Source organism: Levilactobacillus sp. HBUAS70063, from assembly GCF_038374745.1.
In the GTDB taxonomy this organism is placed as follows: domain Bacteria; phylum Bacillota; class Bacilli; order Lactobacillales; family Lactobacillaceae; genus Levilactobacillus.
Map to the genome: position 1 here is coordinate 214,503 of NZ_JBANSM010000002.1, position 26,383 is coordinate 240,885.

At 53.5% G+C, this 26,383-nt stretch carries 23 protein-coding genes; 18 read left to right on the plus strand and 5 right to left on the minus strand.

The genetic code is table 11. The features are described from left to right. Window positions 1-9: 9 nt before the first annotated feature. From V8I28_RS03915 to V8I28_RS03965, 11 genes are all read left to right on the plus strand, one after another. A complete protein-coding gene (locus tag V8I28_RS03915; RefSeq protein ID WP_341778816.1) occupies window positions 10-1,194 on the plus strand; it encodes an MFS transporter in 1,185 nt (394 codons plus the stop codon). A gap of 55 nt (window positions 1,195-1,249) precedes the next feature. After that, complete coding sequence (locus V8I28_RS03920; RefSeq protein ID WP_341778817.1) at window positions 1,250-2,092, plus strand: aldo/keto reductase; 843 nt, start codon at window positions 1,250-1,252, stop codon at window positions 2,090-2,092. Between the two features lie 160 nt (window positions 2,093-2,252). Further along, on the plus strand, window positions 2,253-3,275 hold the full coding sequence (locus V8I28_RS03925) for an ADP-ribosylglycohydrolase family protein (protein WP_341778818.1): 1,023 nt from the start codon (window positions 2,253-2,255) through the stop codon (window positions 3,273-3,275). A gap of 24 nt (window positions 3,276-3,299) precedes the next feature. Then, window positions 3,300-4,664: a purine-cytosine permease family protein gene (locus V8I28_RS03930; protein WP_341778819.1), complete on the plus strand. Its 1,365-nt coding sequence runs from the start codon at window positions 3,300-3,302 to the stop codon at window positions 4,662-4,664. 1 nt (window position 4,665) lies between these two features. Then, window positions 4,666-5,547 carry a PfkB family carbohydrate kinase gene (locus V8I28_RS03935; RefSeq protein WP_341778820.1) on the plus strand — a complete coding sequence of 294 codons (882 nt, stop codon included), beginning with the start codon at window positions 4,666-4,668 and terminating at the stop codon, window positions 5,545-5,547. A gap of 4 nt (window positions 5,548-5,551) precedes the next feature. Next, entirely contained in the window at window positions 5,552-5,707 is a 156-nt protein-coding gene (locus V8I28_RS03940) for a hypothetical protein (RefSeq protein ID WP_341778821.1), read from the plus strand. 91 nt (window positions 5,708-5,798) lie between these two features. Next, the gene (locus V8I28_RS03945) at window positions 5,799-6,368 is read left to right on the plus strand and encodes a TetR/AcrR family transcriptional regulator (protein WP_341778822.1); all 570 of its coding nucleotides are present in this window, start codon (window positions 5,799-5,801) and stop codon (window positions 6,366-6,368) included. Window positions 6,369-6,535: 167 nt separating this feature from the next. After that, a complete protein-coding gene (locus V8I28_RS03950) occupies window positions 6,536-6,988 on the plus strand; it encodes a MerR family transcriptional regulator (protein ID WP_341778823.1) in 453 nt (150 codons plus the stop codon). Beyond that, window positions 6,975-7,385: a cupin domain-containing protein gene (locus tag V8I28_RS03955; RefSeq protein ID WP_341778824.1), complete on the plus strand. Its 411-nt coding sequence runs from the start codon at window positions 6,975-6,977 to the stop codon at window positions 7,383-7,385. The genes V8I28_RS03950 and V8I28_RS03955 overlap by 14 nt, the downstream gene beginning before the upstream one ends. Window positions 7,386-7,399: 14 nt before the next feature. After that, the gene (locus V8I28_RS03960; protein WP_341778825.1) at window positions 7,400-7,720 is read left to right on the plus strand and encodes a carboxymuconolactone decarboxylase family protein; all 321 of its coding nucleotides are present in this window, start codon (window positions 7,400-7,402) and stop codon (window positions 7,718-7,720) included. Between the two features lie 159 nt (window positions 7,721-7,879). Continuing rightward, window positions 7,880-9,010, plus strand: a complete 1,131-nt coding sequence (locus V8I28_RS03965; RefSeq protein WP_341778826.1) for a glycosyl hydrolase family 8 — start codon at window positions 7,880-7,882, stop codon at window positions 9,008-9,010. A 104-nt stretch (window positions 9,011-9,114) separates the two neighbouring features. Here the strand turns inward: V8I28_RS03965 and V8I28_RS03970 are convergent, their stop codons facing one another. The 4 genes from V8I28_RS03970 to V8I28_RS03985 all read right to left on the minus strand — a co-directional run bounded on the left by V8I28_RS03970 (window position 9,115) and on the right by V8I28_RS03985 (window position 13,579). Next, window positions 9,115-10,437 (minus strand): Nramp family divalent metal transporter, encoded by a 1,323-nt coding sequence (locus V8I28_RS03970; RefSeq protein ID WP_341778827.1) that lies wholly within the window; start codon window positions 10,435-10,437, stop codon window positions 9,115-9,117. Then, the gene (gene hemH / locus V8I28_RS03975; protein ID WP_341778828.1) at window positions 10,430-11,380 is read right to left on the minus strand and encodes a ferrochelatase; all 951 of its coding nucleotides are present in this window, start codon (window positions 11,378-11,380) and stop codon (window positions 10,430-10,432) included. Before hemH ends, V8I28_RS03970 begins: the two co-directional genes overlap by 8 nt. Window positions 11,381-11,503: 123 nt before the next feature. Beyond that, window positions 11,504-12,445 carry a GH25 family lysozyme gene (locus V8I28_RS03980; RefSeq protein WP_341778829.1) on the minus strand — a complete coding sequence of 314 codons (942 nt, stop codon included), beginning with the start codon at window positions 12,443-12,445 and terminating at the stop codon, window positions 11,504-11,506. A 207-nt stretch (window positions 12,446-12,652) separates the two neighbouring features. Next, entirely contained in the window at window positions 12,653-13,579 is a 927-nt protein-coding gene (locus tag V8I28_RS03985) for a matrixin family metalloprotease (RefSeq protein ID WP_341778830.1), read from the minus strand. A gap of 219 nt (window positions 13,580-13,798) precedes the next feature. Here V8I28_RS03985 and V8I28_RS03990 point away from each other — a divergent pair, with 219 nt between their 5' ends. The 5 genes from V8I28_RS03990 (at window position 13,799) to V8I28_RS04010 (ending at window position 20,519) form a co-directional block, all read left to right on the plus strand. Beyond that, entirely contained in the window at window positions 13,799-14,368 is a 570-nt protein-coding gene (locus tag V8I28_RS03990) for a DNA-3-methyladenine glycosylase I (protein WP_445928180.1), read from the plus strand. A 6-nt stretch (window positions 14,369-14,374) separates the two neighbouring features. Beyond that, the gene (locus V8I28_RS03995) at window positions 14,375-15,505 is read left to right on the plus strand and encodes an exonuclease SbcCD subunit D (RefSeq protein ID WP_341778832.1); all 1,131 of its coding nucleotides are present in this window, start codon (window positions 14,375-14,377) and stop codon (window positions 15,503-15,505) included. Further along, window positions 15,506-18,655, plus strand: a complete 3,150-nt coding sequence (locus V8I28_RS04000; RefSeq protein ID WP_341778833.1) for an SMC family ATPase — start codon at window positions 15,506-15,508, stop codon at window positions 18,653-18,655. 421 nt (window positions 18,656-19,076) lie between these two features. Beyond that, window positions 19,077-20,060 (plus strand): choloylglycine hydrolase family protein, encoded by a 984-nt coding sequence (locus V8I28_RS04005; RefSeq protein WP_341778834.1) that lies wholly within the window; start codon window positions 19,077-19,079, stop codon window positions 20,058-20,060. Window positions 20,061-20,072: 12 nt separating this feature from the next. Further along, window positions 20,073-20,519, plus strand: a complete 447-nt coding sequence (locus V8I28_RS04010) for a GNAT family N-acetyltransferase (RefSeq protein ID WP_341778835.1) — start codon at window positions 20,073-20,075, stop codon at window positions 20,517-20,519. 62 nt (window positions 20,520-20,581) lie between these two features. On the opposite strand, the gene V8I28_RS04015 is transcribed toward V8I28_RS04010, so the two are convergent. Further along, window positions 20,582-22,831 (minus strand): glycoside hydrolase family 3 C-terminal domain-containing protein, encoded by a 2,250-nt coding sequence (locus tag V8I28_RS04015; protein ID WP_341778836.1) that lies wholly within the window; start codon window positions 22,829-22,831, stop codon window positions 20,582-20,584. Between the two features lie 416 nt (window positions 22,832-23,247). Here V8I28_RS04015 and V8I28_RS04020 point away from each other — a divergent pair, with 416 nt between their 5' ends. Both V8I28_RS04020 and V8I28_RS04025 read left to right on the plus strand, forming a co-directional pair. After that, window positions 23,248-24,888: a peptide ABC transporter substrate-binding protein gene (locus tag V8I28_RS04020; protein WP_341778837.1), complete on the plus strand. Its 1,641-nt coding sequence runs from the start codon at window positions 23,248-23,250 to the stop codon at window positions 24,886-24,888. 657 nt (window positions 24,889-25,545) lie between these two features. Then, window positions 25,546-26,094, plus strand: a complete 549-nt coding sequence (locus V8I28_RS04025) for a DNA-3-methyladenine glycosylase I (RefSeq protein ID WP_341778838.1) — start codon at window positions 25,546-25,548, stop codon at window positions 26,092-26,094. Window positions 26,095-26,383: the final 289 nt, after the last annotated feature.

Sequence of the window (26,383 nt, forward strand, 5' to 3'; positions counted from 1 at the left end):
GAAAAAATCTTGAACAAGTATCGTTGGCAAGCCATCGTCTTTGTCCTGGTGGCGTTTATGTTGGGCTGTAATGAATTTATCGTGGTCGGGGTCCTTTCCGACATTGCGCAGGAATACCGGATTCCGGTGGCAACGGTGGGGTATTTGGTCACGATCTTTGCCACGGTGTATGCGGTGAGCACGCCGTTTATTACCGTTTTGACCAGCCGGTTTAGCCGCTACAAGACCTTGATGACGTTGATGGGGATTTTCCTGGTGGGGAACACCTTGAGTGGCTTTGCCATGAACTATCCGGTCTTGTTGCTGTCGCGTATGATGACGGCGATGGTGGCCGGGGCGATTATTTCCCTGATCATGACGTTTGCCAGTTCCATTGCGCCTCGAGAGAAGCGGGCCAGTCTGGTCTCCTGGATTTTCGCGGGCTTTAGCATTGCCTCGGTCTTTGGGGTGCCGATTGGGACGGCAATCAGCACCAGTTACAGCTGGCACGACGCGTTCTATCTGATTTCCGTAATTAGCGCCGTGACCTGCGTATTGCTGGGGTGGTTGTTGCCGCGACAGGTTGAGCAGGTTCAGGGGAGCATCAAGAATCAATTGGTATTGTTAAAGGACCGGCGCATCTACGTCGGCATCGCACTAGTTCTCTTCACGGCGGCCACGATGTACGCGTACTACACCTATATTCGGCCGTTGTTGACGACCGCGCTGGGCTTCAGCACGCAGAGCCTGAATTGGCTGCTCTTCTTGATTGGGATTATGAGTATCATTAGTAATCGCCTATCGGGGATGCTGGCCGAACGCAATGGGCTACGGATAATGCCGCGCTTTTACGTGGTAGACGTCTTGTTGCTGGCGTTACTGCCGATGGGACTGAGCTTTAAGTGGGGCGGTCTCGGCATCCTGCTAGTGTTGAGTCTGATCGTGACGATTATTAATTCACCAATTCAGATTCATTTCTTAAATATTGCGGAGGAAGAATACCCGCAATCCACGGTTCTAGCCTCCTCGTTGAACTCCATCTTTTTTAATTTTGGCATCTCGCTGGGGTCGGCCACGGCCTCAGGTATGTTGGGCGTGGTCGGGTTGAAGCACATTAGCCTAGGTGCCGCGGTGTATGCGGCGATTTCGCTGTTATTGGCGGTGATTTTAAACCGGGTGATCAAACAGCATCGGCGGCAAAATAGTTCCCTTTAAAGTCGTTCAGCGTTAAGGTTAACCTAGTCGAACAATTAAACTAGGAGGTTATTTGATGACAGATATACCAACAGTAACGTTTAATGACGGGTACCTGATGCCAGCGCTGGGCTTGGGGACGTTCCAAGTTCGTGGGGGCCAAGGTGTTAATCAGATTCTGGCGGCAATCAAGGATGGCTATCGGAGTCTGGATACGGCCACAAATTACGACAATGAAGGCGCCGTCGGTGAAGCGATTCGTCGGTCGGGACTGCCACGGTCGGCCTTCTTCGTGACGTCTAAGTTACCCGGAAAATATCACCGGTACGCCGATGCGACCATGGCCATTCAGGAGTCGCTCTATCGGCTGGGGCTGGATTACTTTGACCTGTACCTGATTCACTGGCCGCTGCCTAAACGCGATCACTACGTTGAAGCCTGGCAGGCCATGATTGATGCCCGGACGCGGGGGCTGATTCGCTCGATTGGCGTTTCTAACTTCGAGCCGGAGCACCTGGATCGCTTGGTCAAGGAGACCGGCGTGACGCCGGCCGTCAACCAGATTGAAGCCCACCCGTACTGGAACAACCAGCGCATGTTGGCGGCCGATCAGCAACGGGGGATTGTGACCGAGGCGTGGAGTCCGCTAGGCCGCGGGAGTGCCGCGCTCAAGGAACCACTGATTCAGAAGCTGGCGAAGAAATACGCTAAAAATGTGGGGCAGATCATCCTGCGGTGGCATTTCCAGCGGGGAATTGTCCCGATTCCTAAAGCCAGCAACCTGATGCATCAGCGGTCCAATCTGGCTATCTTTGACTTTAACCTGACGCCGGAAGAGATGCATGAAATTAACGCGCTCAATCGGACGGACGGTCGGGTTGACGGTCAGGATCCGAATGAATACGAAGAATTTGATTAACAGAGATTAACGCATGGTCGATTGACGATGCGTTTTTTTATGGCAGAATAAGGGCTTATATCCGAATAATAGTATAAGCAAATTTGTAAGTGTTCAGTTCTGACAAGTGATCGGATTTCCAGTATAGTGGGGATACTAACTTTTTGAGGGAGGTGAATCCGTGGACCAATTGAAGCAAGACCGGCTGGCCGACCGCATCAAGGGGGTTCTGTACGGCCAAGCCGTGGGGGATGCCCTGGGGATGCCAACGGAACTCTGGTCGGTATCTCAGATTCGCCGGCAATTTCCCGTGGGTATTCGGGACTTTGAGACCGGGCCACGCACAAATGCTATCGCCATGAACTATTTGCGGGGACAATATACGGATGATACGAGTCAAGCGCTGATTATTTTAGACAGTCTCCGGGCGAATCAGTGGCAGGTCAACCCAACTGACCTGGCTCAGCGCTTCTTGACCTGGGCTGAGTCCGTCCACGCCTTTGAGCATAATATTCTGGGGCCGAGTTCTAAGGCCGCTTTGTTGGCGATTCAGGCCGGTCGCGACCCTCAGTCGGCGACTAAAACGGCAGTCACTAATGGCTGTGCCATGCGGATTGCGCCGGTGGGAACGCTATTTACCCCGGACCAACTGCCGGAATTGGTCAGTCTGGTTGTGGCTATCACGCGGGTGACTCACGCGACGGACGTGGCCTTTAGCGGCGCGGCCATGATTGCTGGGGCCGTCACGGCGGCTCTGGCGGATTACGATTGGTCGGCCGTGATGGACTGGGCGAGCTTGGCTGGGGATGCTGCCAAGCGTTTGGGAACCCCTACGTGGGCGGCCAGCCCGCAAGCCCGCTTGCGCTTGGGATTGGAGATTGCCCGGGCCACACAGGATGACGTTGGCGAATTTACTCGCCAATTACGCGAACTGGTCGGGACGGGAACGGCCGTGAGTGAATCGGTTCCGGCCGCCCTAGCCGTGGCTTATTACACGCAGGATATACGACGCTGTGCCTTGTTGGCCGCCAACCTGGGTGGGGATACCGATACGATTGGGGCCATGGCCGTTGCGGTCTGTGGCGCCAAGCAGGGCTACCACCACTTACCCATGGGCTGGGGTAGTCTAATTGATCGGCAGAATCCGCAGCAACATTTGACAACGTACGTGACGGCGCTTTTAGCCGGTCGTCACCAGCTATGACATCATTAAGGAGTTTAGGACGCTATGAATGGGGAAACACTTAAAGTACCACAGAAAGATAAGACGTTAACGCCCGGAAAATTATTTTACAACTGGTTTGCCGCCAATATTGGTATTATGGGGATCGTCTTTGGCGCTATTATTGTGAGTTATCACTTGTCGTTTGTTCAGGCCACGTTGGCTTCGCTTCTGGGCGCACTGTCCTTTGTCTTTCCGGGATGGGTGGCCATGATTGGGAAGCGCGAGGGTGTGACGACATTTAAATTATCGCGGGCGGCTTACGGGACGCGAGGAAATAAGTTGCCCAACGGGATTGCCTGGGTCAATATGGTGGGGTGGTTGGCGATTAACGTCATTACCGGGACCCTCCTGTTGGTGTCGTTGTTTCAGGTCATCCACATTGCCAAGTCGGGACTGGTCACGGCGCTCGCGCTGACCGTGTTTGCCGGGGTGGTGATTCTCTCGGGACTGGTGGACGAGGCCTTTCTGGCTAAGGTTCAGACGTGGTTGTCTTGGATTTTCGGGGCTTTGACGGTCATGACTTTGGTGCTCTTTTTGATGAAGGCCGATTGGCAACAGGCGTTGGCCCGGCCCAGTGGGAAATGGTTCGGTGGTTTCTGGCCGGCCGTCTCAATCGTGGCCGCGGGTTCGGGGATTAGCTGGTCCATGGCCGCCGCGGACTGGGGAGCGTACGTCAAGCCACAGGCCAGTCAGGGGGCAACCTTCTGGCATACGCTATTGGGTGGCGCGATTCCGCTGTTTGTGTTGATGTGGGGCGGCGTTCTCCTGAGCACCGTTGAACCCGGTCTCGCCAGTGCTGCCAATCCAATTGACGTGATGAGCCGTGCGTTGCCGTCGTGGATGACGGTCATTTACTTCTTGGTCGCGGCGGGGGGCCTCATCCCCCAGTGCATCATCAGTCTGCGTTCGGCACGGATTAATCTGGAAACCGTGGGTATTCACATCTCACAACGGCATTCGCTCATTGTTCACGGTCTGATTGTGATTTTAATTCCGGTGTACGTCTTATTCATTGCCGAAGACTTCATGGGTAATTTTGAATTATTCTTGGGCTTTTTGGGGACCTGTTTAGCGGCTTGGGTTGCCGTCTTTCTGTGCGACAGCGTCCTGTATCGCCGGGATGGCTATGCGTTGAGCGAGATGATGCTGGCTTCGCGCAATCGCTACAACTGGAAGGGTATTAGCTCCTGGTTGGTTGCGGTCGTGACGGGCTTCTTGTTTACGAATAACGCTGTGTGGAATGGTCCCTTTGCACAGGGGATTTTCCGGGATAACAGCCTCGGCGTCTTCGTGGCCGGCATTGCCGCGGTGATTTGCATGTTGATTCTTCGACCATTAGGCAAGCAACTCACCGAGGAGGTCGAGTAGGATGGGTGGGATACTGGTGATTGGCGCGGCTTACGTGGATGTCGTGGTCGACGTGCAACGTTTGCCGCAAAGTGGCGAAGACGTCCCTGGAAAATGGCGGCGTACCCAGGTCGGTGGCTCGGCGTTCAATGTGCAACGGGCTTTGACGTACGCCGGGACGCAGGCCGCTTTATTGGCGCCGGTGGGTCGGGGCCAACATGCCACCATTGTGCGGGAGGCCTTCCGGCGGCTACAGATTCCGATTCTGCTGGAAGATGATCGGGCGGATAACGGCTGGGACGTTTCGTTTGTCGAGGCGAATGGCGAACGGGCCTTCCTATCCATCAGTGGGGTGGAACGCTACTGGCAAGCGGAATGGTTCGACCGGATCGCGCTAGACACCTACGACTACGTGTATCTTTCGGGATATGAATTGGAAGATCCGCAAGCTGCCGCGGTGATTTTGACCGCCCTGCAACGCTACCCACGGCTGTCGATTCTGTTCGATACCTCCCCGCGAATCGGCCAGCTATCGTCAGCGGTGCTACAGCAGCTGATTCGCCCCGGTGTCATGATTCACGGTAACGTGGTCGAGATTCAACGGCTAGGCACCCCCACGGAGACGTACCAGACGATCGCCAAGCGGCTGAACGCACTGACGGGGGCCTTGGTCGTAGTGACCCTCGATGCGCAGGGCTGTTATTACGTGGATCAGGGCGTCGGCCGAATGGTGCCGGGAGAAGCCACCCGAGTGGTGAATACCATCGGGGCCGGGGACACGCATTGCGGTGGGCTACTGGCCGGGTTGGCCGTGGGTCAGCCTGTGGACGCCGCGATACGGCAGGCCAACCAGTTAGCGGCGCAAGTGGTGGCCCAGCGTGGCGGGGCCTTGGAGGTCGATTGAAGGAATGAGAAAGGACAAGCAGATGCCAAAGTACCAAGGATTAACGCGTTGCCTACTCCTTGCCATGTTGGGGAGTGGGTTGATTGGTGGCGGTTATGGCCAAGCTTGGCTGGCCATGGTTGACCTTTTTCCACGGGATCGTCCGGTCGCCCACAAGTAGTCGCGCCGATTAAGATTGGTCGGAGATGTGGTTTCACAAGGCCGTTCAAGGTATAATAAGGATCATGAGAACTTCAGAAAGAGGCGAGAATGTGGTAAAACGGCGAACATTAACCAGAGAGATTGTGTTAGATCAGGCTAATCGTTTAATTGCGGAGCGGGGATTAGAGAATCTAACGATCCGCGCCTTGGCCGATGCCTTGGAGATTCGCCCGCAATCCGTTTACAACTACGCTGATAGTTTAAATGATCTATTAGACCAGGTGGGCCTGCGGTTCGTCAATAAGTTAACCGACCGGCTGATGCATCGTTTATTTGGCGTAGGTGGCAAGGAAGCCTTATTGGTTTTTGCACAGGAGTTTCGTAAGGGGTGTCGGCAAGAAAAGCACCTGGCCCCCATCCTCATGAATCCTAACGACTTGCGCCAGTTGAAACGCACGCATCAGGCCCTGTGGGATTTGTATAAGCAGATGTTTGAAAGTCTTCACGTCCTCGAGGGCGCGGACAACCCGAACCTCGTGGAATCGACGCTGTATCGTTCGGCGCTCTTTGGCTTTATCATGCAGGAATTGGGTGGCTACTTGAAGCTACCGCAGAAACGAATCGATGAACGGTTCCAGCAGATGATGACGCTGGTCGTTGATCAAATGACTTTGCCATAAGTAAAGATAAGCGCCGTAAGCCCGGTTGGGGGTTACGGCGCTTTTTTACAGGGTGGGGAATGTCACTGCTTAGCAGAAAACCGGTCAAAATTTTTCCAAAAAAGGTTGACTTAAAGTGCACTCGAAGGTGTTTACTAGGACTTGTAAGGAATTGAGGAGGCGGCGCCATGGTTGAAACGAATAGACGTTATCGGATTGGCGAGTTTGCAAGGTTGGTTGGTCTTTCGACGTATACCTTGCGCTATTACGAGGATCAGGGCCTGATTAAGTCGCAACGAGATGAGAACGGGGTGCGTTACTATACGGATTTGGATATCCGCTGGGTCGGCTTCATTTTACATCTCAAGGGTACGGGCATGCGGTTGAACGAACTCAAGCGTTACGTGACGTTGCGCGCAGCCGGGGATGCGACCATCCCCGAGCGCCGGGCGTTGTTGCAAAGGGCCAAGGACGATGCCGAGGCCGATATTGCCGAATTGCAGATGCATTTGGCGGTGTTGAGCCACAAGATTGACTGGTACGATGGCAAAATCGATCATACCATCGCCGATTCCGAAAGTTTCCACGATTATTTACAGCAATTTAACCAAGAAGGAGCGGATCAATTTGGCAAAGAATGAAGCGGTTAAAAACGGCGTTATTTTTCCCGCCGGCGACAAGAATGTGGCTTATCAGGACGTTTTCACCGGTCAGAGTTACTTACAAGGCTTGGTCAACGACCCCGATGTTAGCGTGGGTGTGGGCAATGTGACCTTTGAACCCGGTTGCCGGAACAACTGGCACATCCACCACAATGGGTTCCAGATTCTGCTGGTGACCGGTGGTGAAGGCTGGTACCAAGAAGCCGGCCAACCAGCGCGGCGATTACACCCCGGTGATGTCGTGGTGACGAAGGACGGCGTTAAGCATTGGCACGGCGCCACGAAGGATAGTTGGTTCAGCCACATCGCCATTACGGCTGGAACACCCGAATGGTTGGAACCCGTTGATGACGCGCATTACGATGCTTTAGACTAGGAGGTCGCGTAATTATGGCAAAGAAACAAACAGCAGGTCGTGACAACTTGGGTGAATTTGCGCCTAAGTTTGCCGAATTAAATGATGATGTCTTATTCGGCCAGGTTTGGTCGCGAGAAGATAAGTTATCCGCGCACCAACGGAGCCTGATTACCATTTCCGCACTCATCTCAGCGGGCAACTTCGAACAGCTCCCGGCGCACCTGAAGATTGGGAAGGGCAATGGCATCACGAAGGATGAGATTTCCGAAGTGATTACGCACCTGGCCTTTTACGTGGGGTGGCCTAAGGCTTGGTCGGCCTTTGGAATTGCCAAGGAGATTTTTAAGGATTAACGGAAACGAGGACTCGGCCGGATTGGCGGGTCCTTTTTATGTACGATCGTTGACGATTGAGCGGGGTCATTTCAGCAGGAATGAGTCATTTTTAACGACAATTTTGATTAAAAGTTAGATAATTAAAAGTAAAGACTCAGTAAAGGGGAATGACACGGGATGCGCAAACATAAAATTTTAGGAGTGTTCCTGAGCTTGTTCGTCGTTGGCGGTCTGGTCGGGGGCTTAACGGCCCTGCGACCAACGCCCGCGCAAGCCAAGACGAGCCAAGCAGTCAAGCAGTATCAGCAGTGGAAGAAAGCCTATGTTGGCGGCAAGACGCAGAAGTATGTGAAGTCAAATAATGGACAGGGAAGCACCACGGCCTTGTCGGAAGGCCAAGGCTACGGGATGTTAGCCACCGTGCTAGCCGCCAAGAAGGGCGCCAACACGCACGCGACCTTCAACCAATTTTACAAATACTACCGGGCTCACCGGATTTCTAGCAAGACGCCGCTGATGCAGTGGCAGCAGACGAAACGTGGCGGGAAGATGACCAGTACTGGGTCGCAGAAGAATTCCGCAACGGACGGGGATTTGGATATTGCCTACGCCTTGATTTTGGCGGATAAGCAGTGGGGCAGTAAGAAGACCAATTACCGGGCCGCGGCCAAGAAGCTGATTAAGGCCATTAAGCAAAAGGAAATCAACCCGACAACCAAGTTGCCAACCATGGGTAACTGGGCCACGAACAGCTACGATCGCAGTAAGCTACGGACGTCTGACCTGATGACGGGGTACTTCAAGACGTTTGCAAAATATACCAAGGACGGTAGCTGGAAGACGGTGGCCAACCGCAGTCAGACGGCCGTGAAGAAGTTGAGTGCCCGGCATAAGACCGGACTGTTCCCCGACTTTATCCTGGTGACGGGCAAGAGCCTCAAGTTAAAGGCCGTCAAGCCGTACAGTATCGAATCCAGCACGGATAACCAAGTAGGGTACAACGCCAACCGAGTTCCATGGCGCTTGGCTCAAACGTACAAGCTGAGCAAGGACGGTACCACCAAGAAGGCGCTGTTGAAGCAGTTGAAATTCTTTAACCGCAAAAAGAAAATTACCGCCGTTTACACGTTAGGTGGCAAGGCCGTTAACAACTATGAGAATACCGCGTTCACGGCGCCCGTCCACTTCGCGGCGAAGACCATGAAGCAGACGGCTTTGAAGAACAAGACGGCCAAGCAGTTGCCACGGACCATTGAGAAGCACAATTATTACTCGGCGACCTTGCAGGTGGTCACGGGGTTACAATAGATGAACAGCGAAACGGCTACCTTTTGGCGCCCGTTTCGGTTATGTAAGGGTGACGCGAAAGCGCCTGGGAGGTTTTGTCCCAGGCGCTTTTTTTTCAGCAAATCTTAAAATAAATCAAGCAATAATTGCAGATTGAAGCCGGTAATTACTGCGGTGAGTAGGTAGCCAAGTAGCGTGACCCACCGGTGATTGGCGTGCGTTCCCAACACCCGTGAGCTACCGGTTAGGGCGACCATTGGAAACAGGGTGAAGGGTAGCGCCACACTTAGGGTGACCTGCGCGTAAACGATTAAGTGCTCAAAGGTTCGGTCGTTAAAGCCAATGAGCCCACCAATGATGAGGATGGGAATGAGCGTGACGGCTCGCGTCAACAATCGACGTTGCCAGAGGGGGAGGCGAATGTGGATGTAGCCCTCCATGACGATTTGCCCGGACAACGTGCTGGTGATAGACGAGATGAGTCCGGTAATCAGCAGGGCAAAGGCAAACAGCCAACTCATGACAGGACTGGCCAGGTTACCCACAATCGTGGGTTCCTTGAGGCCCTCAAAGACCGCTTGGAGACTCGTGAGTTGCCCGGTTCTTCCGAAAAAGAGGGTACCGCCTAAAATTAGAAGCAGGGCGTTGACGATAAGGGCGGCGATGAGGTGGACGTTGGAATCCCATTTGCCAAACCGTAGAGCCTCGTTGACCTGCTGGGGATCGTGGACGTCGTAGCGCCGACTTTGAGCCAGTGCGGAGTGGAGATATAGGTTGTGGGGCATGATTGTGGCGCCGATGATACCGACACTGAGAATTAATTTAGAATGGTCGGTCAGTAGGCTGGTGGTCGGCAAAATGCCGCGGGCAATCGCCGGCAGGGCGGGATGCGCCCGGGCCACCTCGATGGCAAAAATTACGCCCACGGTCAGGATCGCCGCAAGTACGATGAACTCGACGCGCCGAATGCCAAAACGAAGAAATAACAAGACGACTAAGACATCGGCAATCGTGAGCAGAATGCCGTAGACTAGCGGCAGGCCCACCAGCAATTTGAGCGCAATGGCCGTGCCCACCACCCCGGTCAGGTCGGTTGCCATCATGGCCACCTCGTTAAGCAACCAGAGCGTGACGCGCAGCGGTGTGGGAACCCGTTCGGCAATGGCTTGTGCTAAATCTCGCCGGGCCACGACCCCTAATTTAATGGCGAGGGTCTGCATGAACATCGCCACCAGAATCGATAGCGTCAGGACGGCCAATAGCTGGTAACGGTACTGACTACCGCCAGCCAGTGAGGTCAGCCAGTTGCCGGGGTCCATGTAGCCCACGGCCACCAGCGCCCCCGGGCCACTGTAAGCGAGAAACTTCTGGAGAAAAGACGCGCCATTATTGGGGACGGCGACGCTCCGATTGACCTCGTCGAGACTGGGACGTTGGGGTTCAGACATGGCCGTCACGTGCCTTTCGTTGCGCCAGATTAACGAGAATCTCGGCAAAACGGGGATCGTCGTTCATCGGCGGAACCAGCTGGAAACGGTCGCCACCGCTGGCCTTGAACGTCTGGTAATTTTGAACGTAATCCTCTTCCAGAGTCTCGAGGCAGTCGGCGACAAAGGACGGCGTGGCAATTAAGACATTGCGCTTGCCCAGTTCAACCAACTGCATGAGCGTATTTTTTAGGTAGGGTTTCTGCCAGGGCATCGGGCCAAACTTGGATTGATAAACCGTTTGGACTTTGTCAGCGGGCAGGTTAGGCAGACGGTCTAGCACCCCCTGGGTCGTGGCCTGACACTCATCGGGGTAGGGATCACCGTGCGCCACCATTGCGCTGGGGATGCTGTGATAACTGAAGAGGACGGCATCGAAGTCGGCTTGCGTATAGGCGTGCCAGACCTGATCGGCCAATAAGTCGAGGTAGGCGCTGTCCTGATAAAAGTGCCGAATTGGCAACAAGTTGGCGTCGCTGGTCGCCGCTTGCTTGAAGATGCCATCGTGGGTGCTTTGCGTGTACTGGGGGAAGAGGGGCAGAAGGACGATGCGGTCGCAGCCATTGGCCACCATCTGATTAAGCGCTTCGGCGATATCCGGTTCGCCGTACGTCATGGCGTAGCGGACCTGCCAATCGGGCAGTCGCGTCTGCACCAGATGAGTGATACGCTGGGTATAGACGATGAGGGGCGACCCTTCCTTGGTCCAGATGTGTTGGTAAAAGGTGGCCGAGCGCCATGACCGCAAGGGTAAAATGATTCCCCGCAAGATGGGTTGCCACAGCGCCGGGGGCATTTCGATGACACTGCGATCACTGAGAAATGTTTTGAGGTAGGCCCGCACGTCCGCCGTTTCCGGCGATGCCGGTGAGCCTAAATTAACAAGTAATAGACCTTGCTGCATACCAAACCCTCCCGAAGTATTAATAGCTTTATCATAGCATAATTAACCGCTTCCATGGTTACGAACCCGTGGAAGTTGCCACGAAAAAAGCCATCCCGCGGGATGGCTTTTTAGACGTTTCGTTTAGTAGGTTGACACGTAGGCTTTGTTGGCCGTGACGTATTTTCCGTTAGTTAATTGGAAACGGTAGGCATTCTTGCTGTTCTTCGTGATAGCCTTGACCGCTAACTTCTTACCGGCAGTAACCTTGGTGCTCCGCTTGTTCTTGTTAAAGGACGTTGACGAGTATTCGTAAACGGTCTTCTTGGTCTTGATGCCACTAACATCCGTCATGCTGGTGTAGTAGCTGGCGGTGTTGGTCGTCTTACCAGAGAACCACTTGTTAACGGCAGAACTGTCGAGAACCTTGTTCAGATCGACATTACCACTGATACCGGAAACACGACCGGTGCTGGTGTACTGCCACAGGTCAACGGAAGTCCCACTAACCTTAGGCTTTACGGAACTGTACTTGGCAATCCAAGTCCCATCGAATTTGTCAAAGTTCAGTTTGTGATAGTTGGCGTAGTATTCGCCAGCGTACATGATTAATGGCTTGTCGGTCAGGCTACGCATGGTCTTTAACCAAGCGTTGACGTAGGTCTGTTCCTTGCCCTTAGCCGATGGCATCCGCTTTTCTTCATCCAAGACGAAGAACTTTGTGTGCTTGTTACTTCGCTTGTAGAAGTCCTTGGCTTCTTGTTGGGCATCCTTAACGCTGGTAAATTCGGCAAACATGTATTGACCGAATGGCACGCCATACTTGTAGGCCCCGTTGGCGTTAACGTTACGCTTGCTGTCGACCATGTAGCCGGCATCGCCCTTACTCCCGTGTTGAACCCGAATGATGGCGTACTTTAAGTCTTTAGACGCCTTTTTCCAGTTGATATTCCCTTGGTATTGCGAAATATCGGCGACTTTCTTACCCGCGGCATTGGCGATCGTGGTGTTTAAACCGACCCCAACGGCCAAAACGGCAGCAAAAGCAGCGATACCCGCAACCAATTTATGTAACTTAATTTGCATGAATGACATCCTCCTCAGTCTTTGCCTCTTATTGTACACGGTGTGACCGGCTAACAGGTTACTACAGATTTACAATTGATTACAGTTCGATTGCAAGGTTGGCGAAAACGGTGAAAAATCCTGTAGGCCGTGGTCATTCAGATGAGAAAATTGCCGCCAGAAAAAAACTAGCCACGACGTTGATCGTGACTAGTTTGCATTCAGAGCTTAATGAACGGCGGTGTAAATCTTTAAGGCTAATTTCGCGCGGTTCTTGTCGGTCTTAGTCACAGGATTGTACTTGGACAGGCCGGCTTTAACTTTCTTGTAGCTGTAAACGTTGCTACTGCCACTTTCAAAGTACATCAGATCGGACTTATTCGGTGAGTGGTTCAGGCCCATCACGTGGCCCAACTCGTGGGCAATCGTACTGGCGTATTCGTACATCCGGCCATTCTTGGCGACCGTGTTCACGCCGCTGACCTCTTTTTCAAGCGTGGTGTAAGCGGGCAAGGATTTTTCAACGGCTTGGGCTTCGGCGTTAAAGGCATCCTGATAAGTCGAATCGGAAGTCGATAGCCCCTGAGCCGCCAAGTTGGCCTTAGCCTTGGTCTCGATGGTGTGGGCGTACTTGTTGTAAAAGGCATCGTTGAGTTGGTTCGTCATGGCCACGCCAATATTCTTAGTTTCGGCCTGGTAGTAGGACCACCGAACCTGTAACCGCTTGGCGCTAGGTGTCCACCAGGCATCACTCTGGTCGCTCTTGGTGGCCGCCGCCTTGGAGATTGAGAAGGTCAGGGTATGGTTTTTCTTGGAACCTTGAACGAACTCCTTCTTGCCTAGCTTCTTGTTCCAATAGTTCATGGCAATCTTAACGCTACTCTTAAGCTTGGCGTCCTTGGTATTCACCCAGACCGTGGCTTTACCGTTCTTTTTTAACGCCGTTTGTGCGTCAAAAGCGAGCTTGTATTTTTTGCCTAAACGTTTGGCATTCTTGCGATAGTAGCTCTTCGACTTCTTGAGCATGGCGGTCGATGGTGTCACACTGGCCGCTTGGGCCGTGACCGTACTGGTCGTGACCACCGGTGCAAATAGCAATGCGGCCGCTGCCGCAACAAAGAGTGACCGTGGTTTTAAATGGTGTGCGCTATGCATGATGCTAACCTCCTCAATTCCCCAAAACGTAACATTTACAATAGCATAGCCTTTTCTGAAAGGTCGGTCAAGTAAAAACTGCCACTTAATTTTTAAGCGGCTATTTCGATTATAACGGCAATGGTGACGGTTTCAAAATTATAAATGTGAACATTTGTTCGGGCCTTTTGGAAAGGAATCTGGTATAGTTAGGACAAGAGAAAACGAGGGGGTTTCATGATGGTTAAACGGTGTGATTGGGCCACGTCTTCGCCCGCAGTGCAACGGTATCACGATGAGGTGTGGTGCCGACCGACGCATGACGAACGGACCTTATTTGAATGGCTGTGTTTAGAAACGTATCAGGCTGGGCTGAGCTGGCAAACGGTGCTCAACAAGCAAGCTGCTTTTGAGCAGGCCTTTCGGGACTACGACATCGCGGCGGTAGCGGCCATGCAGCCCACCGATATCGATCGGCTAATGACTAACCCGGAAATTATTCGCAATCGCCGCAAACTCGAAGCTACCGTGAATAACGCTCGGGTCCTGCGTGATTGGCCGTTGCCCACGCCTTTTTCCGAGTGGTTGTGGGCGTTTGTAGGCAATCGGCCGATTCGCCATCACTTTGCCACGACGGCTGAGGTTCCCGGGACCACCGACCTGGCGCAACACATTTCACGGGAAATGAAGAAATTAGGCTTTAAATTCGTGGGACCGACCACGGTATATTCGTTTTTGCAGGCAGCGGGGCTGGTCAACGACCACCTGCTGGATTGCGATTGGGCACCGGAGAATCAACAGAAAGGATAGATAAAGATGCGGTTTTTACATACGGCGGATTGGCACATTGGCAAGAAGCTTCACGGCTACGACCTGTTAACGGAACAGCGCGACGCTTACGAACAGATCAAGGCGATTGCCCTAGCGGAGAAGGTTGATGCGGTCGTCATTGCTGGGGACTTATATGACCGTGCGCTTCCCAGTGAGGATGCGGTGAGCGCTTTGGATGCGATGCTGGTGGACTTAAACCGCCACCAACACCTGCCGTTACTCGCGATTAGCGGTAATCACGACTCGGCCGTACGGTTAGGTCAGGGCCGTGAATGGTTTGCCAGCACGGATTTTTACTTGAAAACGCGGCTTGCCGAGGGCTTAAAGCCCGTGGTCATGGACAATACCCAGTTTTTCTTGTTGCCGTACTTCGAACCCTTTGCGGTGCGGCAATATTTTCAAGACGATAGCATTAAAACGGTTGCGGCCGGGATGGAACGCTTGGTGGCGGCGATGCAGCAACAGTTTGATCCAGCCATGAAACACGTCTTGGTGGCCCACTTCTTTGCCGCTGGAAGTCAGCACAGTGACTCGGAAACCTTGGTCCAAGTAGGGGGCTTGAATGCCGTCCCCGTTGACCTATTGGCGCCGTTTGACTACGTGGCTTTAGGTCATTTGCACCGCAAGGAGGCCCTGCAGAATGAACCGGTCATTAAGTACAGTGGCTCGCCGTTAAAATTTTCCACCAGTGAGGCCGAAGATACCAAGGGCGTCTGGATTGTGGATACCGATCAGACGCCCGTCAGTGTGACGTTTAAGCCGTTAAAGCCGCTGAATGATTTGGTGGTTCTGACCGATTCCTTCGACCACTTGATGGATCCCGAGGTGTCGTATCCGGTGACGGCCGACGATTTTATTGCCGTGGCGCTAACGGATACCACACCGATTGCTAACGTCATGCAGCGATTGAAGACCCGTTTTCCGAAGATTATCGAGTTGCAACGGGTTAACCAGCTCGATGTGACGCCGGACACCTTAAATATCGAAGAAGTGCAACGCGATCCCTTGACTTTGTTGACGGATTTCTTCGAGACGGTGACGGACCATGCTTTGACCGACCAACAGCAAACGTGGGCGAAAACCACGCTACAGCAAGCCATGAAGGAGGAAGACTAGATGCGACCTTTAACGTTACGCCTCCAATACTTTGGACCCTACCGTGATGAGACCATTGATTTTAGAAAATTCGACGCCACGCCCCTGTTTCTGATTAGCGGGAAGACTGGGAGCGGAAAAACCACCATTTTCGATGGGATGTGCTACGCCTTATTCGACCAGTCATCGGGAGTCGACCGGGAACCGCAGGCGATGCGGTCGGACTTTGCCACCACGAGTGATCACACGCGGGTCACCTTTACCTTCAGCCATCGACACCGGGAATACCGGATTATCAGAGAACCCGCCCAGACCTTAAAGAAGAAACGCGGGAAAGGGGTGACGCGGTCGGCCGCCAGTGTTGAACTGACCGTTTTCGACCACGACACCGAGGTTCAGCAACTAACGAAATCCCGGCAGGTCGATGATTACTTGCAAAAATTACTCCAGATGGACGGCAAGCAGTTTGCCCAGATCGTCTTGTTGCCGCAAGGTGAATTTCGCCGATTCCTAGTGGCGCCCAGTGAGGATAAGGCCGCTGTTTTGGAACAATTGTTTAACACCGAGATTTTTGCTCGATGGACGGATCGACTGCGGGATAAGTTACGTCAGGATCGAACGCAAAATGAAGGGGTAGCCCAGCAGTTGCGGCAACTCCAAACCAGTCTGGTCTGGTCACCGGAAAATCAAGCGCACGCCCAAGACTTGTTAGCAAGCCATCACACCTCGGCATTACTAACGTTGATGGCCGCGCAGCAAGAGGCCGCGCAGACGACGATTGCGACCCTGACTAAGCAAGTCAGAACGGCTCAAGCTCACGTCACCCAGCTCACCCAACAGGATACGCGTGAGGAGCAGTTGCTCAAGGACCGGCGGCAGTTGGCTGACCAGAAGAGTCGTCAGGAACAGCTGACCACGCAATTACCTCAAATGACCGCCTTGAAGCAAACAATTGACGAGTTGGAGTGGGTTCAGGGGATTCAGACGCCGTGGCAAGAGCGACTGGCTGCCCGGAAGAATCTGCAGCAACGCCAGCTGGCAACCAAACAGGCGCAAGAGAAATTGCGCCAAACACAAGACACCCGTGATGCGGCAATTGCCGCCCAAAAGAAATTGGAGCCCATTTCGCAGCGGATGGCGACCACCAAGGATGCATTGGCGCAGCAAGCGAAGATTAAGCCGGTTTATCAGCAAATTGCGGAGTTGAGTGCGCAATTGACCGATGCCCAAACAGCTTTGCAGGCGGCGCAACAGGCCGTCGCAAACAGTCAGCAAGCGTTGGAACAGAATCAAGCGGCCCAACAAACCCAACAAAAGATTGTGGATGAACAGGCCGACCTTTATCGGACACGGCAGTCGCTGACGGAGCGGGAGGGACAGCTCAAGGAATGGCAACGCCAGCTCACCACCTTGCAGGCGGCAGCCGCTAAGGAACAGATCGTCACGCAACAGTTGACGGATCTTCAGACCCAGCTGGCGGCGCAGAAACAGGCGACTAGCCAAGCGCAGCAGCATGCCGAGGACTTGAATCAGGAACTATTAAACCATGAAATTGTTCGCTTGGTCGGGCAATTGAAGCCGGGCAGCCCCTGTCCAATTTGTGGGGCGACCGATCATCCCGCCCCGGCGGCCGTTGCGGATACGACCGTCACTGAAGACGAGGTCAAACGGACCCAGATGCAGGCCCAACGGCAACAGGAGCGCTTGACCAAGCTCACCACCCAGCGAGATAATCTGCAGACTGACTTGACCCAGCAACAGACGGCACAGCAGACGAATTTAACGGCCTTTCAACAACAGCTGGGGGCCACGCCAGAGACGTCTCTGACCGACTTGGCCCTGCAGTTAACGCAATCTCAGGCGGACTACCAGACCGCGGTACAAGCTAATCACCAACGATTGGCAGCCGTTGATCAGGCGCAGGCTCGGCTAAAGACGCTAGCGGCGCAGGCCGATCAGCAGAATCAGCGCTTGCATACGGCGCAGGCCACTCAGCAGGAGAAGATCAGTGCGGTTGACCGGTTGACGGCGCAGTTGACCACCCAACGGCAACAGCTCCCAGAACACGCGGCCACGCTAACTGAATTTCAGGCTCAGGAGCAACGCTTGCAGCAGCAACTTGCGGCCGATCAGCAGACTTGGGAGGCGGCCACTCAACGTGTGACGCAAGCCACGGATCGGTTAACGGTTGCCACAACGGAAGCCAAGTCGGCGGCTACCGAACAGCAGGCGAGCCAGCAACGATGTGTGCAAACCGAAGAGCATCTGCATGAGCGACTGACGGCGCACTTTGAAACGGTCGATTCAGCCACAGAGTCCCAAGTTGCCGAACAACTCCAGCAAGTCGGCACACTCGCCGAGAAGCGCCAACGCTTGCAGGATTTCCAGACGCAACGGGATCGCGTTGCCACGACCATTTCGGAATTGGAGAAACGCATTGCCGATCGACCGGAGCCGGACCGAGCGCAGACTCAGACCGCTTTGCGGACGGCTAACCAGCAGGTCACGGTGCTTCAGGACCAGCGCCATGCGCAACAGGATCAGTGGCGGCGAAACGAAGAGACCGTGACGGCGCTACAACAACAAATTACCCAGCAGGAAGCCGCCTTGAAGCGGACCCAAGAATTAACGGAGCTCGTGGGTGCCGTCAACGGGGATGGCCCCAATAGCAAGTTAGGTCTGGAACGGTACGTTTTACAAACGTATTTACGCCAAATCTTAAGGGTGGGGAACCAGCGTTTACAGCAGTTGACGAACGGTCGATACCAGTTCTTAGTGGATGACCAACCGGCAACTTACAAGAAAAATTCTGGCTTGGAAATCAACGTTTATGATGACCACGTCGGCGAACAACGCAGCGTCCACACGTTGTCCGGGGGTGAAAGCTTCGTCGCCGCATTGGCACTAGCGTTGGCATTGGGCGAGGTTATTCAGCAAACGACTGGGAGTGTTGATGTGGATGCACTGTTCATCGACGAAGGTTTTGGGTCGTTAGATGAGGATGCGTTGATGACGGCCTTGGAATCGCTAGAAACGGTTGAGGGCAAGCACCGTATGATTGGAATTATCAGTCACGTGAGTGAGTTACGCGAGCAAGTGCCTAATCAGTTACAGGTGGTCAGCAATGGCAACGGCGAAAGTAAGATGACCTACCAAATTGATGAGGACTAGCCCGGTGAGAGGTGTGGGCTAAGCACTGCAATCGGTTGCGGACCTTGAGGCGGTAGACGACGTGTTGTAAAAAGGTTAGGCTCTAGTTCGTTGTCTGGCGGCTGATGTTTTGACAGGACGCAAGTCGGTACCGCCGGGCAAGGCTTAAGGGAACTAACGCCAATTTTGGCAGACCCAGATTCTGAGCTCATGCCGGCAAAACGTGATATCAAAAAGCTTCCCAATTACTGGCGGTTAACGTTAGCCGAAATCACCAATTTTATGAGGCGTATACCGTTCCGGGGATGAACCGTAAAACGGCGGTAGGATAGCGTTTGACCGAGATTATAAAAATAAGTTATATATTCAACGATTATCCGTGCAAGACATCTAATTTAGGGTTAAAATGATTGATAATTAAATTAGAAACGGGATGATTTTGATGTGTACGAGTTTGACCTACGAAAATAGCCAAGGCGACCATTTCTTGGCGCGCACTATGGACTATGGTTTTGAATTGGGCGGCCAGCCGGTCTTCATGCCCCGCAATCAGAAAATTCAGGGGGACGCGGGCGACTTCACCACGAAGTATGGTTTTGTCGGTGCCGGCCGAAACCTGAGTCATTACATGTTTGTTGATGGCGTTAATGAATTTGGTCTGGGCGCGGCGGCTCTCTACTTCTCCGACTATGCGCAATACGCCAAATCAGCACCCGCCGATAAACAGGCGATTGCGCCGCACGATTTAACCGCTTGGGTGTTGGGTAATGCCAAGAGCGTTGCCGACCTGCGGGAGTTGATTACGGCGGTTCAGATTGTCGATAAACCGGTTGGGCTCCTAGGCTTTACCGTGCCGCTACACTTTATTTTTAGCGATCCAACGGGGGACACGGCCGTGCTGGAAGCCACCGATCAGGAGCTACACTTGATTGAAGACCCCGTGGGCGTTATGACGAACTCTCCGCAATTGAGTTGGCACCTGCAAAACCTGAGTACGTACGGAACTTTAGTGGCCGATACGCGACCACTTCACGACTATCAGGGCTTCAACCTAAAGACGGTTGGACCGGGGACCGGCGCCTTTGGGATGCCCGGAGATTACACGTCACCCTCACGGTTCGTGCGAACGGTCTTCAACAAGCACTACAGTCGGCCGACCGCCGATACGCCGTCGACCATGAACTTGTTGCAACACCTCTTGGACGGCGTGACGATTCCTAAGGGCGTCAAGCTTAAGACGGATGGTAGCAGTGATTACACGCAGTATCGCGGGTATATGGGGCTTAACGAACGTGCCTACTACATGGAACCTTACGATAATTTCGAATTACAGCGTGTAGAAATCACCGATAAAATGTTAACGGATTGGGATACGCCGGTGGAATATCCGCTGGCACACCAGAATCACATTAAGAATTTGAACTAAGCAGGTGGCGGTATGGCGGAATTTCAACAAAAAAGTTTTGATCAACTGACGGCAACGGAACTATTCGAAATCTATCGGATTCGTGTGGCGGTCTTCGTCGTCGAACAGGACTGTGCCTATCAGGAAGTTGATGACTTGGATAGCCACGCGCAGCACCTGTTTACGCGCGATGCGGCCGGACATATCACGGCCTATGCCAGATTGATTGACGAAGGCCAACAGGTGCGAATCGGCCGCGTGCTCGTGGCACCGGCTAACCGAGGCAATGGCGCTGGTCGGCGCCTGGTGCAAGCGGCGTTAACGGCGGCCGAACGCACGTATCCGGCAGCCAAGGCGACCGTTATCCAGGCACAAGCCTACTTGCAGGATTTCTATGCGTCGTTTGGCTTCCAACCCACCAGTGCGATTTATCTGGATACGGGGATTTCGCATCTGGATATGGTGTTGCCACGACAATGAGGCCAAATTAAAACGAGCTCGAGACGGAAAGGTCTCGGGCTCGTTTGTCTTATCGTTAAGGTTTACCGGGCATTGGCCGCTTGGATAAAGGCGGCAATAGATTCCGCGGGTACGCCTTGCGCAATCAAAGCACGCAACGGCATGTTCAGGAACATTTGATCTTGCAGAACGGTTGGATCGCCATTTTCATCCGTCGCACTCAAGAGGCTGTTGTCGTCACGGTCGGCCGGGGCAATGACGTATTGCTTGAAGAGTTGCAAGAGTCGTTGGTTACCAGCCACGATGGCCAGGTAGGTCTCATCGGTCAGCGGTGCCGGCGAGTTTTGGAAGTCCATGGTCAACTTGGTCTGCAGGCGAATGTCGCGTGAAGACTGGCCAATCATGATTTCGTAATCGCCGGAATCGGCTTGCCAACGGTGCTTGCCTTGACGCCACCAGCTGAAGTCTTGGCGGTTGAGCGTTAACGTCACGGACTTGGTTTCGCCGGGGTCGAGGGCTACCTTGGTAAAGCCTCGCAGTTCCTTGGTTGGCATTGGTGCATGCGAGGTGTGGTTGGCCACGTAGAGTTGAGGCACGGCCTGACCCGCACGGTCACCGGTGTTCGTAACGTCAAACGTTACTGTGGCACCGAAGTCATGCTGCTTGACCGCCAGATTCGTTAATTCAAATTCGGTGTAACTCAAGCCGTGACCGAACGCGTAGAGCACGTGCATTTCATGCGTATCGTAATACCGGTAACCCATGAAGATGCCTTCGGAGTACAGTTCATGCCGGGGGTCCTGTGCAAAGGTCGGGGCCATTGGTGTATCCGTCAAGCGGACCGGGAACGTTTCCGTCAGGTGACCGGATGGGTTGACGGCACCGGTTAGGATATCCCAGGTAGCTTCCCCAACGGCTTCACCGGCCAAGTAGGTTTCCATAACGGCGGCAACCGTATGAATCCACGGCATTTCTACGGCCGACCCGTTTTGCAGAACCACCGTGGTGTGAGCGTTTAATTTGGCCAGGCTCCCGATTAAATCAGTCTGATTTTCGGGCAAGGTGATGGCCGTCTTGTCGAACCCTTCAGATTCGGCCGAGGCGGGATAACCGGCGAAGATGATGACGTGGTCGGCATCCTTAGCGGCGGCCAGGGCGGCATCGGCCAACTGGTCATCGGTTTCGCTCTCGTCTAGTTGATAACCGGGGTAGTAGTCCGCTTGAAGGCCGGTATCTTTGAGGGCTTCCAGTGGCGTGACGAGCTTCGTTGGGTTAACGTGAGAACTCCCAGCCCCTTGGTACCGTGGATGTTCGGCTAGTTCACCGATAACGACCACCTTACCGGATTTTCCGGGTTCCAGTGGCAATTCGTCTTGATGATTCTTGAGTAAGACGATACTGTCATCGGCCAATTTCCGGGCGAAATCGTGGTGGGCTTGATGGTCGTAGGTCGTTGGTTGCGGTGCCGGCTTCCACTTGTCGACGACGTGGAGTAAATGCCGGACCGCTTTGTTCAAGGTCCCAATGTCCAGTTCGCCAGTCTCGACGGCCCGAATGACTTCGTCCACGGAGGCCTGACCCTTACCTGGCATTTCGAGGTCGAGGCTTGCCGTCAGTGCGGCGGCGTGGTCGGCCACCGCGCCCCAGTCGGACATGATCGCACCGTGGAAGCCCCATTCGTCCCGTAAAATATCGCGCAGAAGATGTCGGTTTTGGGAGTTCAGGACACCATTGGTCCGGTTATATGAGGTCATGATCGTGGCGGGGTAGGCCGCTTTGACGATGATTTCAAAGGTCCGCAGGTAGAGTTCCCGTAAGGTCCGCGCCGACATATCACTGGAAGCCGTGAACCGTTGATTTTCCCGGTTGTTGGCGACAAAGTGCTTGACCGAGACCCCAACGTGCTGGGACTGAACACCCTCAACGTAGGCACTAGCCAGCTTTCCGGCCACTAACGGATCTTCCGAAAGATACTCGAAGTTCCGGCCACCTAATGGCGAACGCTTCAAGTTAACGCCGGGTCCGAGCAACAGGCTAACCTGTTCTGCTCGGGCTTCCTCACCGAGGTGTTCCCCCAGTTGTTTCATCAGGTCTTGGTTCCAGGAACTGGCACTGAGGGCCGCCGCCGGATATGTAATGGCTTTTACAGAATCGGTAATATCGCCAGCCGAAGCGTCTGGATCCTGCTTCCGCAACCCCGAGGGGCCGTCCGTCATCATCAGGGCCGGGATACCTAGGCGCTCCACAGCCGCCGTGTACCAAAAGTTCTTGCCGGAGACCATGGCAGCCTTCTCCGGTAACGTCAATTCAGTAAGCGTTCGTTCGATGTCCATACGTTCAAATCCTTTCTACTAATTCGATTATCTCCAGTATACAGTTTTCTAGTTTGAGATGTTAGTAACCGATTATTTCTTTTGACAAACAACCTAAAAGAGTTTATCTTTAATCTTGTGCAATCCAATTCGATTACAAAAAGTAAGGAGGGAAAATCACGATGATGCTCAACGCCAGCCAAAACCAAATGATGTTAGCCGCATGTTGCGAATGTAACGTGCTTGTTTGCGTTGCGTTCAATCGTGATTTTCCGGCTAACCAGTAGTTCTACATAACGACGACAACGGTCCGTGTTGTCTCTGTAGGCGGGTTTCCCATCACGATGACGTGAAGGGAGACCCGCTTTTTCTGTATCTCATGACGGATTTAGGGATTGCACACCACTAAATTTGAGGATAAGGGAGCTATGAATTTTATGAAAAGATGGACAAGTATCGGCTTAGTTACGGCAGTCATTGCATTAGGATTGGGTTTAGCTGCCTGCGGTCAATCCGCCTCAACGACTAAGCCAGCCCAGGTTTTACGGTTACCAGCAACTGCCCAACTCGACACGATTGACCTAGCCAAGGCGACTGGCTACGGACAAACGGGGAACGTGTTTGAAAGTTTCTACCGCCTCGGCAAGAACGGGAAGGTCGCTCCTGGTTTGGCCGATTCCGCCAAAGTATCTAAGGACAAGAAGACCTGGACGTTCCACATTCGGGATAACGCCAAGTGGAGCAACGGCGATAAGATTACCGCTCAGGACTTCGTTTATTCTTGGCGGCGGACGTTGACGCCGGCCACCAAGGCGTCGTACACGACCATGTTCTCCGGCATTAAGAACGGCGATAAGATCATTGCCGGCAAAGCCGACCCCGATACCATTGGGATTCACGCGAAGAATCGGCAGACCGTTGTGATTCAGCTGGATAAGCCGATTGCCTACTTTAAGATTTTAATGGCCTATCCGCTGTTTGCCCCGCAAAACGAAAAAGTGGTGAACAAGTACGGCAAGAAGTATGCGACTAAGTCACAGTACATGGTCTACAGCGGGCCGTTTAAGATTACTAACTGGAGTGGGACCGGTAATACGTGGTCCTTTGTGAAGAACAACCAATACTGGGACAAGAAGGTGGTTAAACTCCACAAGATTAACTACCAAGTGGTCACGAACCCGCAGACCGGCCTGAGCCTCTATCAAAACAACAAGCTCGACTTCGCCCAACTCTCCACGGAGCAGGTGAAGAACTATAAGAACAACAGTGCCTTCAAGGAATACCCGTATTCGATTGTGATTCATCTGAAATATAACTTTAAAGATACCAACCCTGAGAAGCGGCGGATTATGAGCAACCAAAACATTCGCCAAGCCATTGCCTTGTCCATCAACCGAAGTCAGTTGACGAAGAAGGTCTTGGGGGACGGTTCCGTGACGCCAACCGGCTTTGTGGCGAGTGGCCTGGCTAGCGATCCGAAGACCGGTGAAGATTTCGCCAAGCAACAGGTCGTCAAGAACACCACCACATACAATCCGACTTTAGCCAAGAAGAAGTGGGCCGCTGGATTGAAGCAACTCGGCATTAAGAAGGTCAACCTGAACATTATGGCCGGTAACGATGACGTGGCGGCCAGCACCGTGACTCAATACCTCAAGGGCACGTTGGAAAAGAACCTGAGTGGCTTTAACCTAAAGATCGATAACGTGCCGGCCTCCGTGGCCCAGTCGCGTTCGACCAGCGGGGACTTTGACCTCTACCTCTCACACTGGGGGGCTGACTTCAACGACCCAATTTCCTTCCTGCAAATTCCAGTGAGCTCCAATGCGCTGAACTATGGGAAATGGTCCAACAAGCAATACGATGCGCTGATCGCTAAGGCTCAGGGCACCGATGCCGGCAACGATGAAGCCCGCTGGCAAGATATGGTCCAGGCGGCCAAGCTGATCAACAAGCAACAGAGCTTTACGCCACTGTACCAGGCCAACTACGCTTACTTACAGCGCAAGGATGTCAAGGGTGTTATTCACAACACGGCCGGTACTCAGTGGAGCTATAAGTACGCCTACATGAAGTAACGCTTTCGCCAGATCTCGGCGACTCTCCGCAACATGGTCGGGACTGTTCCGCCTTGCCGTTCGCGGAATCTAGGCTGGATCGCTGGGGGAGGCCGGCCCGAGCCAAAGAACGGTCTCGGACCTTGCTTTGAGCCGAAAAGTTATCGTCTCAAAGTCACCGATTTAGTGGCAAACCTCGCCCCTAAATCCCCCGGCTGAGCCTAGATTCCGCTTCACTCCCGGCTACGGTGGAAGCCGTCCGTAATGATTGCTAAGTGCCCGGCACTGCACGTTAGCTTCCACCGGAATTGGCTGATTATCATTCATTGTTGTACGCAGCCGTGAGTGAAGCCCAAGATGAGCTCAGCCGTGGGATTCCCTTAGCGGCGGGCTTTGCCGGTTAGGGAATGGCGTCTTGGAAACGTGGGTTTTCGGTTCCAAGCGAGTTTTGAGACCGCACTTTGGCTCAAAACGTCCGCCCACCGCGTTCCAGCTCATCTGGGGCGAACGGCAAGACGGCCAGCTTAGGTTGCTGAGCATATCTCGTTTTAAATGACAAAGTGTGGGAAAATCCCAGGCGGCTAGACCAAACGCTAGTCACCTGGGGTTTTGTGTTAGTGGTGGGGCTAGGTAAAACCCGCTGAATTTGCTATCATGGGAATCAAGGGGGATGAGACGATGACGATTAAACCAGACGATGGCCACGACTGGCAGACGGATGGGGTCCAGGAATACCACGATTATTTTGGCACGCCCACGCACGACGACCACGTCCTCTTCGAATTGCTGACGGTGGGGGTCTTTCAGGTCGGTCTGAGTTGGCAAGCCGCCGCCAGCAAATTGCCGGTCTACCGGCGCGTCTTTGCCGGCATGGCCATCGATCGAGTCGCCGCTTTGATTGACGAGGTCGCCATCCCCGAGATTGCGGCCGCGGAGGGGATGATTGGCAACCAGCGAAAGATTCGCGCGGTCCTGCTGAATGCTCGGGCAATCCTAAAGGTCCAACGGGAGTTTGGGAGCTTTAGCGCCTATCTGTGGGCTTTTGTCGATGGAACGCCATTTCTCTTGCCGACGGTCACCCGAGATGAGCTGACCCATCAGTCGCCCCTCGCCAGTGCGATCGCCAAGGACTTGAAGCGCCGCGGCTTTAGCTTCGTTGGGCCGGTGGTGACTCACATGTTTTTACTGGCTGCGGGGATTTTACGCGAACAGATCCGAGACGATTAAGTGAAATTTACGTGAGAATTTTAGTCGCGTGAAACCGATTTTAAAGCAGTCATGGCGGTAAAAGGCCGGTGTGGCGGGCTCGTTATAAAAATATTTATTAACGATTTTTCTTGACACCGGATTAAAGTTGCATTAGACTTGCAATTAAATTAAGCGATTGAAAACAATGTGATCAGGAGAGTAACCACCGTCAATGGCTCCAAGAGAGCCCGCGTTTTGCTGAAAGCGGGTAACCCACGGCGGGGTGAAGATGGCCTGAAATGAATTGGCACCGCTAAGTCCTCGTGAT

Coding starts and splice junctions, on each gene's coding strand:
- V8I28_RS03920 (WP_341778817.1), top strand. CDS start 1,250: ATGACAGATATACCAACAGTAACGTTTAATGACGGGTACCTGATGCCA.
- V8I28_RS03930 (WP_341778819.1), top strand. CDS start 3,300: ATGAATGGGGAAACACTTAAAGTACCACAGAAAGATAAGACGTTAACG.
- V8I28_RS03935 (WP_341778820.1), top strand. CDS start 4,666: ATGGGTGGGATACTGGTGATTGGCGCGGCTTACGTGGATGTCGTGGTC.
- V8I28_RS03940 (WP_341778821.1), top strand. CDS start 5,552: ATGAGAAAGGACAAGCAGATGCCAAAGTACCAAGGATTAACGCGTTGC.
- V8I28_RS03950 (WP_341778823.1), top strand. CDS start 6,536: ATGGTTGAAACGAATAGACGTTATCGGATTGGCGAGTTTGCAAGGTTG.
- V8I28_RS03960 (WP_341778825.1), top strand. CDS start 7,400: ATGGCAAAGAAACAAACAGCAGGTCGTGACAACTTGGGTGAATTTGCG.
- V8I28_RS03965 (WP_341778826.1), top strand. CDS start 7,880: ATGCGCAAACATAAAATTTTAGGAGTGTTCCTGAGCTTGTTCGTCGTT.
- V8I28_RS03970 (WP_341778827.1), bottom strand. CDS start 10,437: ATGTCTGAACCCCAACGTCCCAGTCTCGACGAGGTCAATCGGAGCGTC.
- hemH (WP_341778828.1), bottom strand. CDS start 11,380: ATGCAGCAAGGTCTATTACTTGTTAATTTAGGCTCACCGGCATCGCCG.
- V8I28_RS03980 (WP_341778829.1), bottom strand. CDS start 12,445: ATGCAAATTAAGTTACATAAATTGGTTGCGGGTATCGCTGCTTTTGCT.
- V8I28_RS03985 (WP_341778830.1), bottom strand. CDS start 13,579: ATGCATAGCGCACACCATTTAAAACCACGGTCACTCTTTGTTGCGGCA.
- V8I28_RS03990 (WP_445928180.1), top strand. CDS start 13,799: ATGGTTAAACGGTGTGATTGGGCCACGTCTTCGCCCGCAGTGCAACGG.
- V8I28_RS03995 (WP_341778832.1), top strand. CDS start 14,375: ATGCGGTTTTTACATACGGCGGATTGGCACATTGGCAAGAAGCTTCAC.
- V8I28_RS04000 (WP_341778833.1), top strand. CDS start 15,506: ATGCGACCTTTAACGTTACGCCTCCAATACTTTGGACCCTACCGTGAT.
- V8I28_RS04005 (WP_341778834.1), top strand. CDS start 19,077: ATGTGTACGAGTTTGACCTACGAAAATAGCCAAGGCGACCATTTCTTG.
- V8I28_RS04010 (WP_341778835.1), top strand. CDS start 20,073: ATGGCGGAATTTCAACAAAAAAGTTTTGATCAACTGACGGCAACGGAA.
- V8I28_RS04015 (WP_341778836.1), bottom strand. CDS start 22,831: ATGGACATCGAACGAACGCTTACTGAATTGACGTTACCGGAGAAGGCT.
- V8I28_RS04020 (WP_341778837.1), top strand. CDS start 23,248: ATGAAAAGATGGACAAGTATCGGCTTAGTTACGGCAGTCATTGCATTA.
- V8I28_RS04025 (WP_341778838.1), top strand. CDS start 25,546: ATGACGATTAAACCAGACGATGGCCACGACTGGCAGACGGATGGGGTC.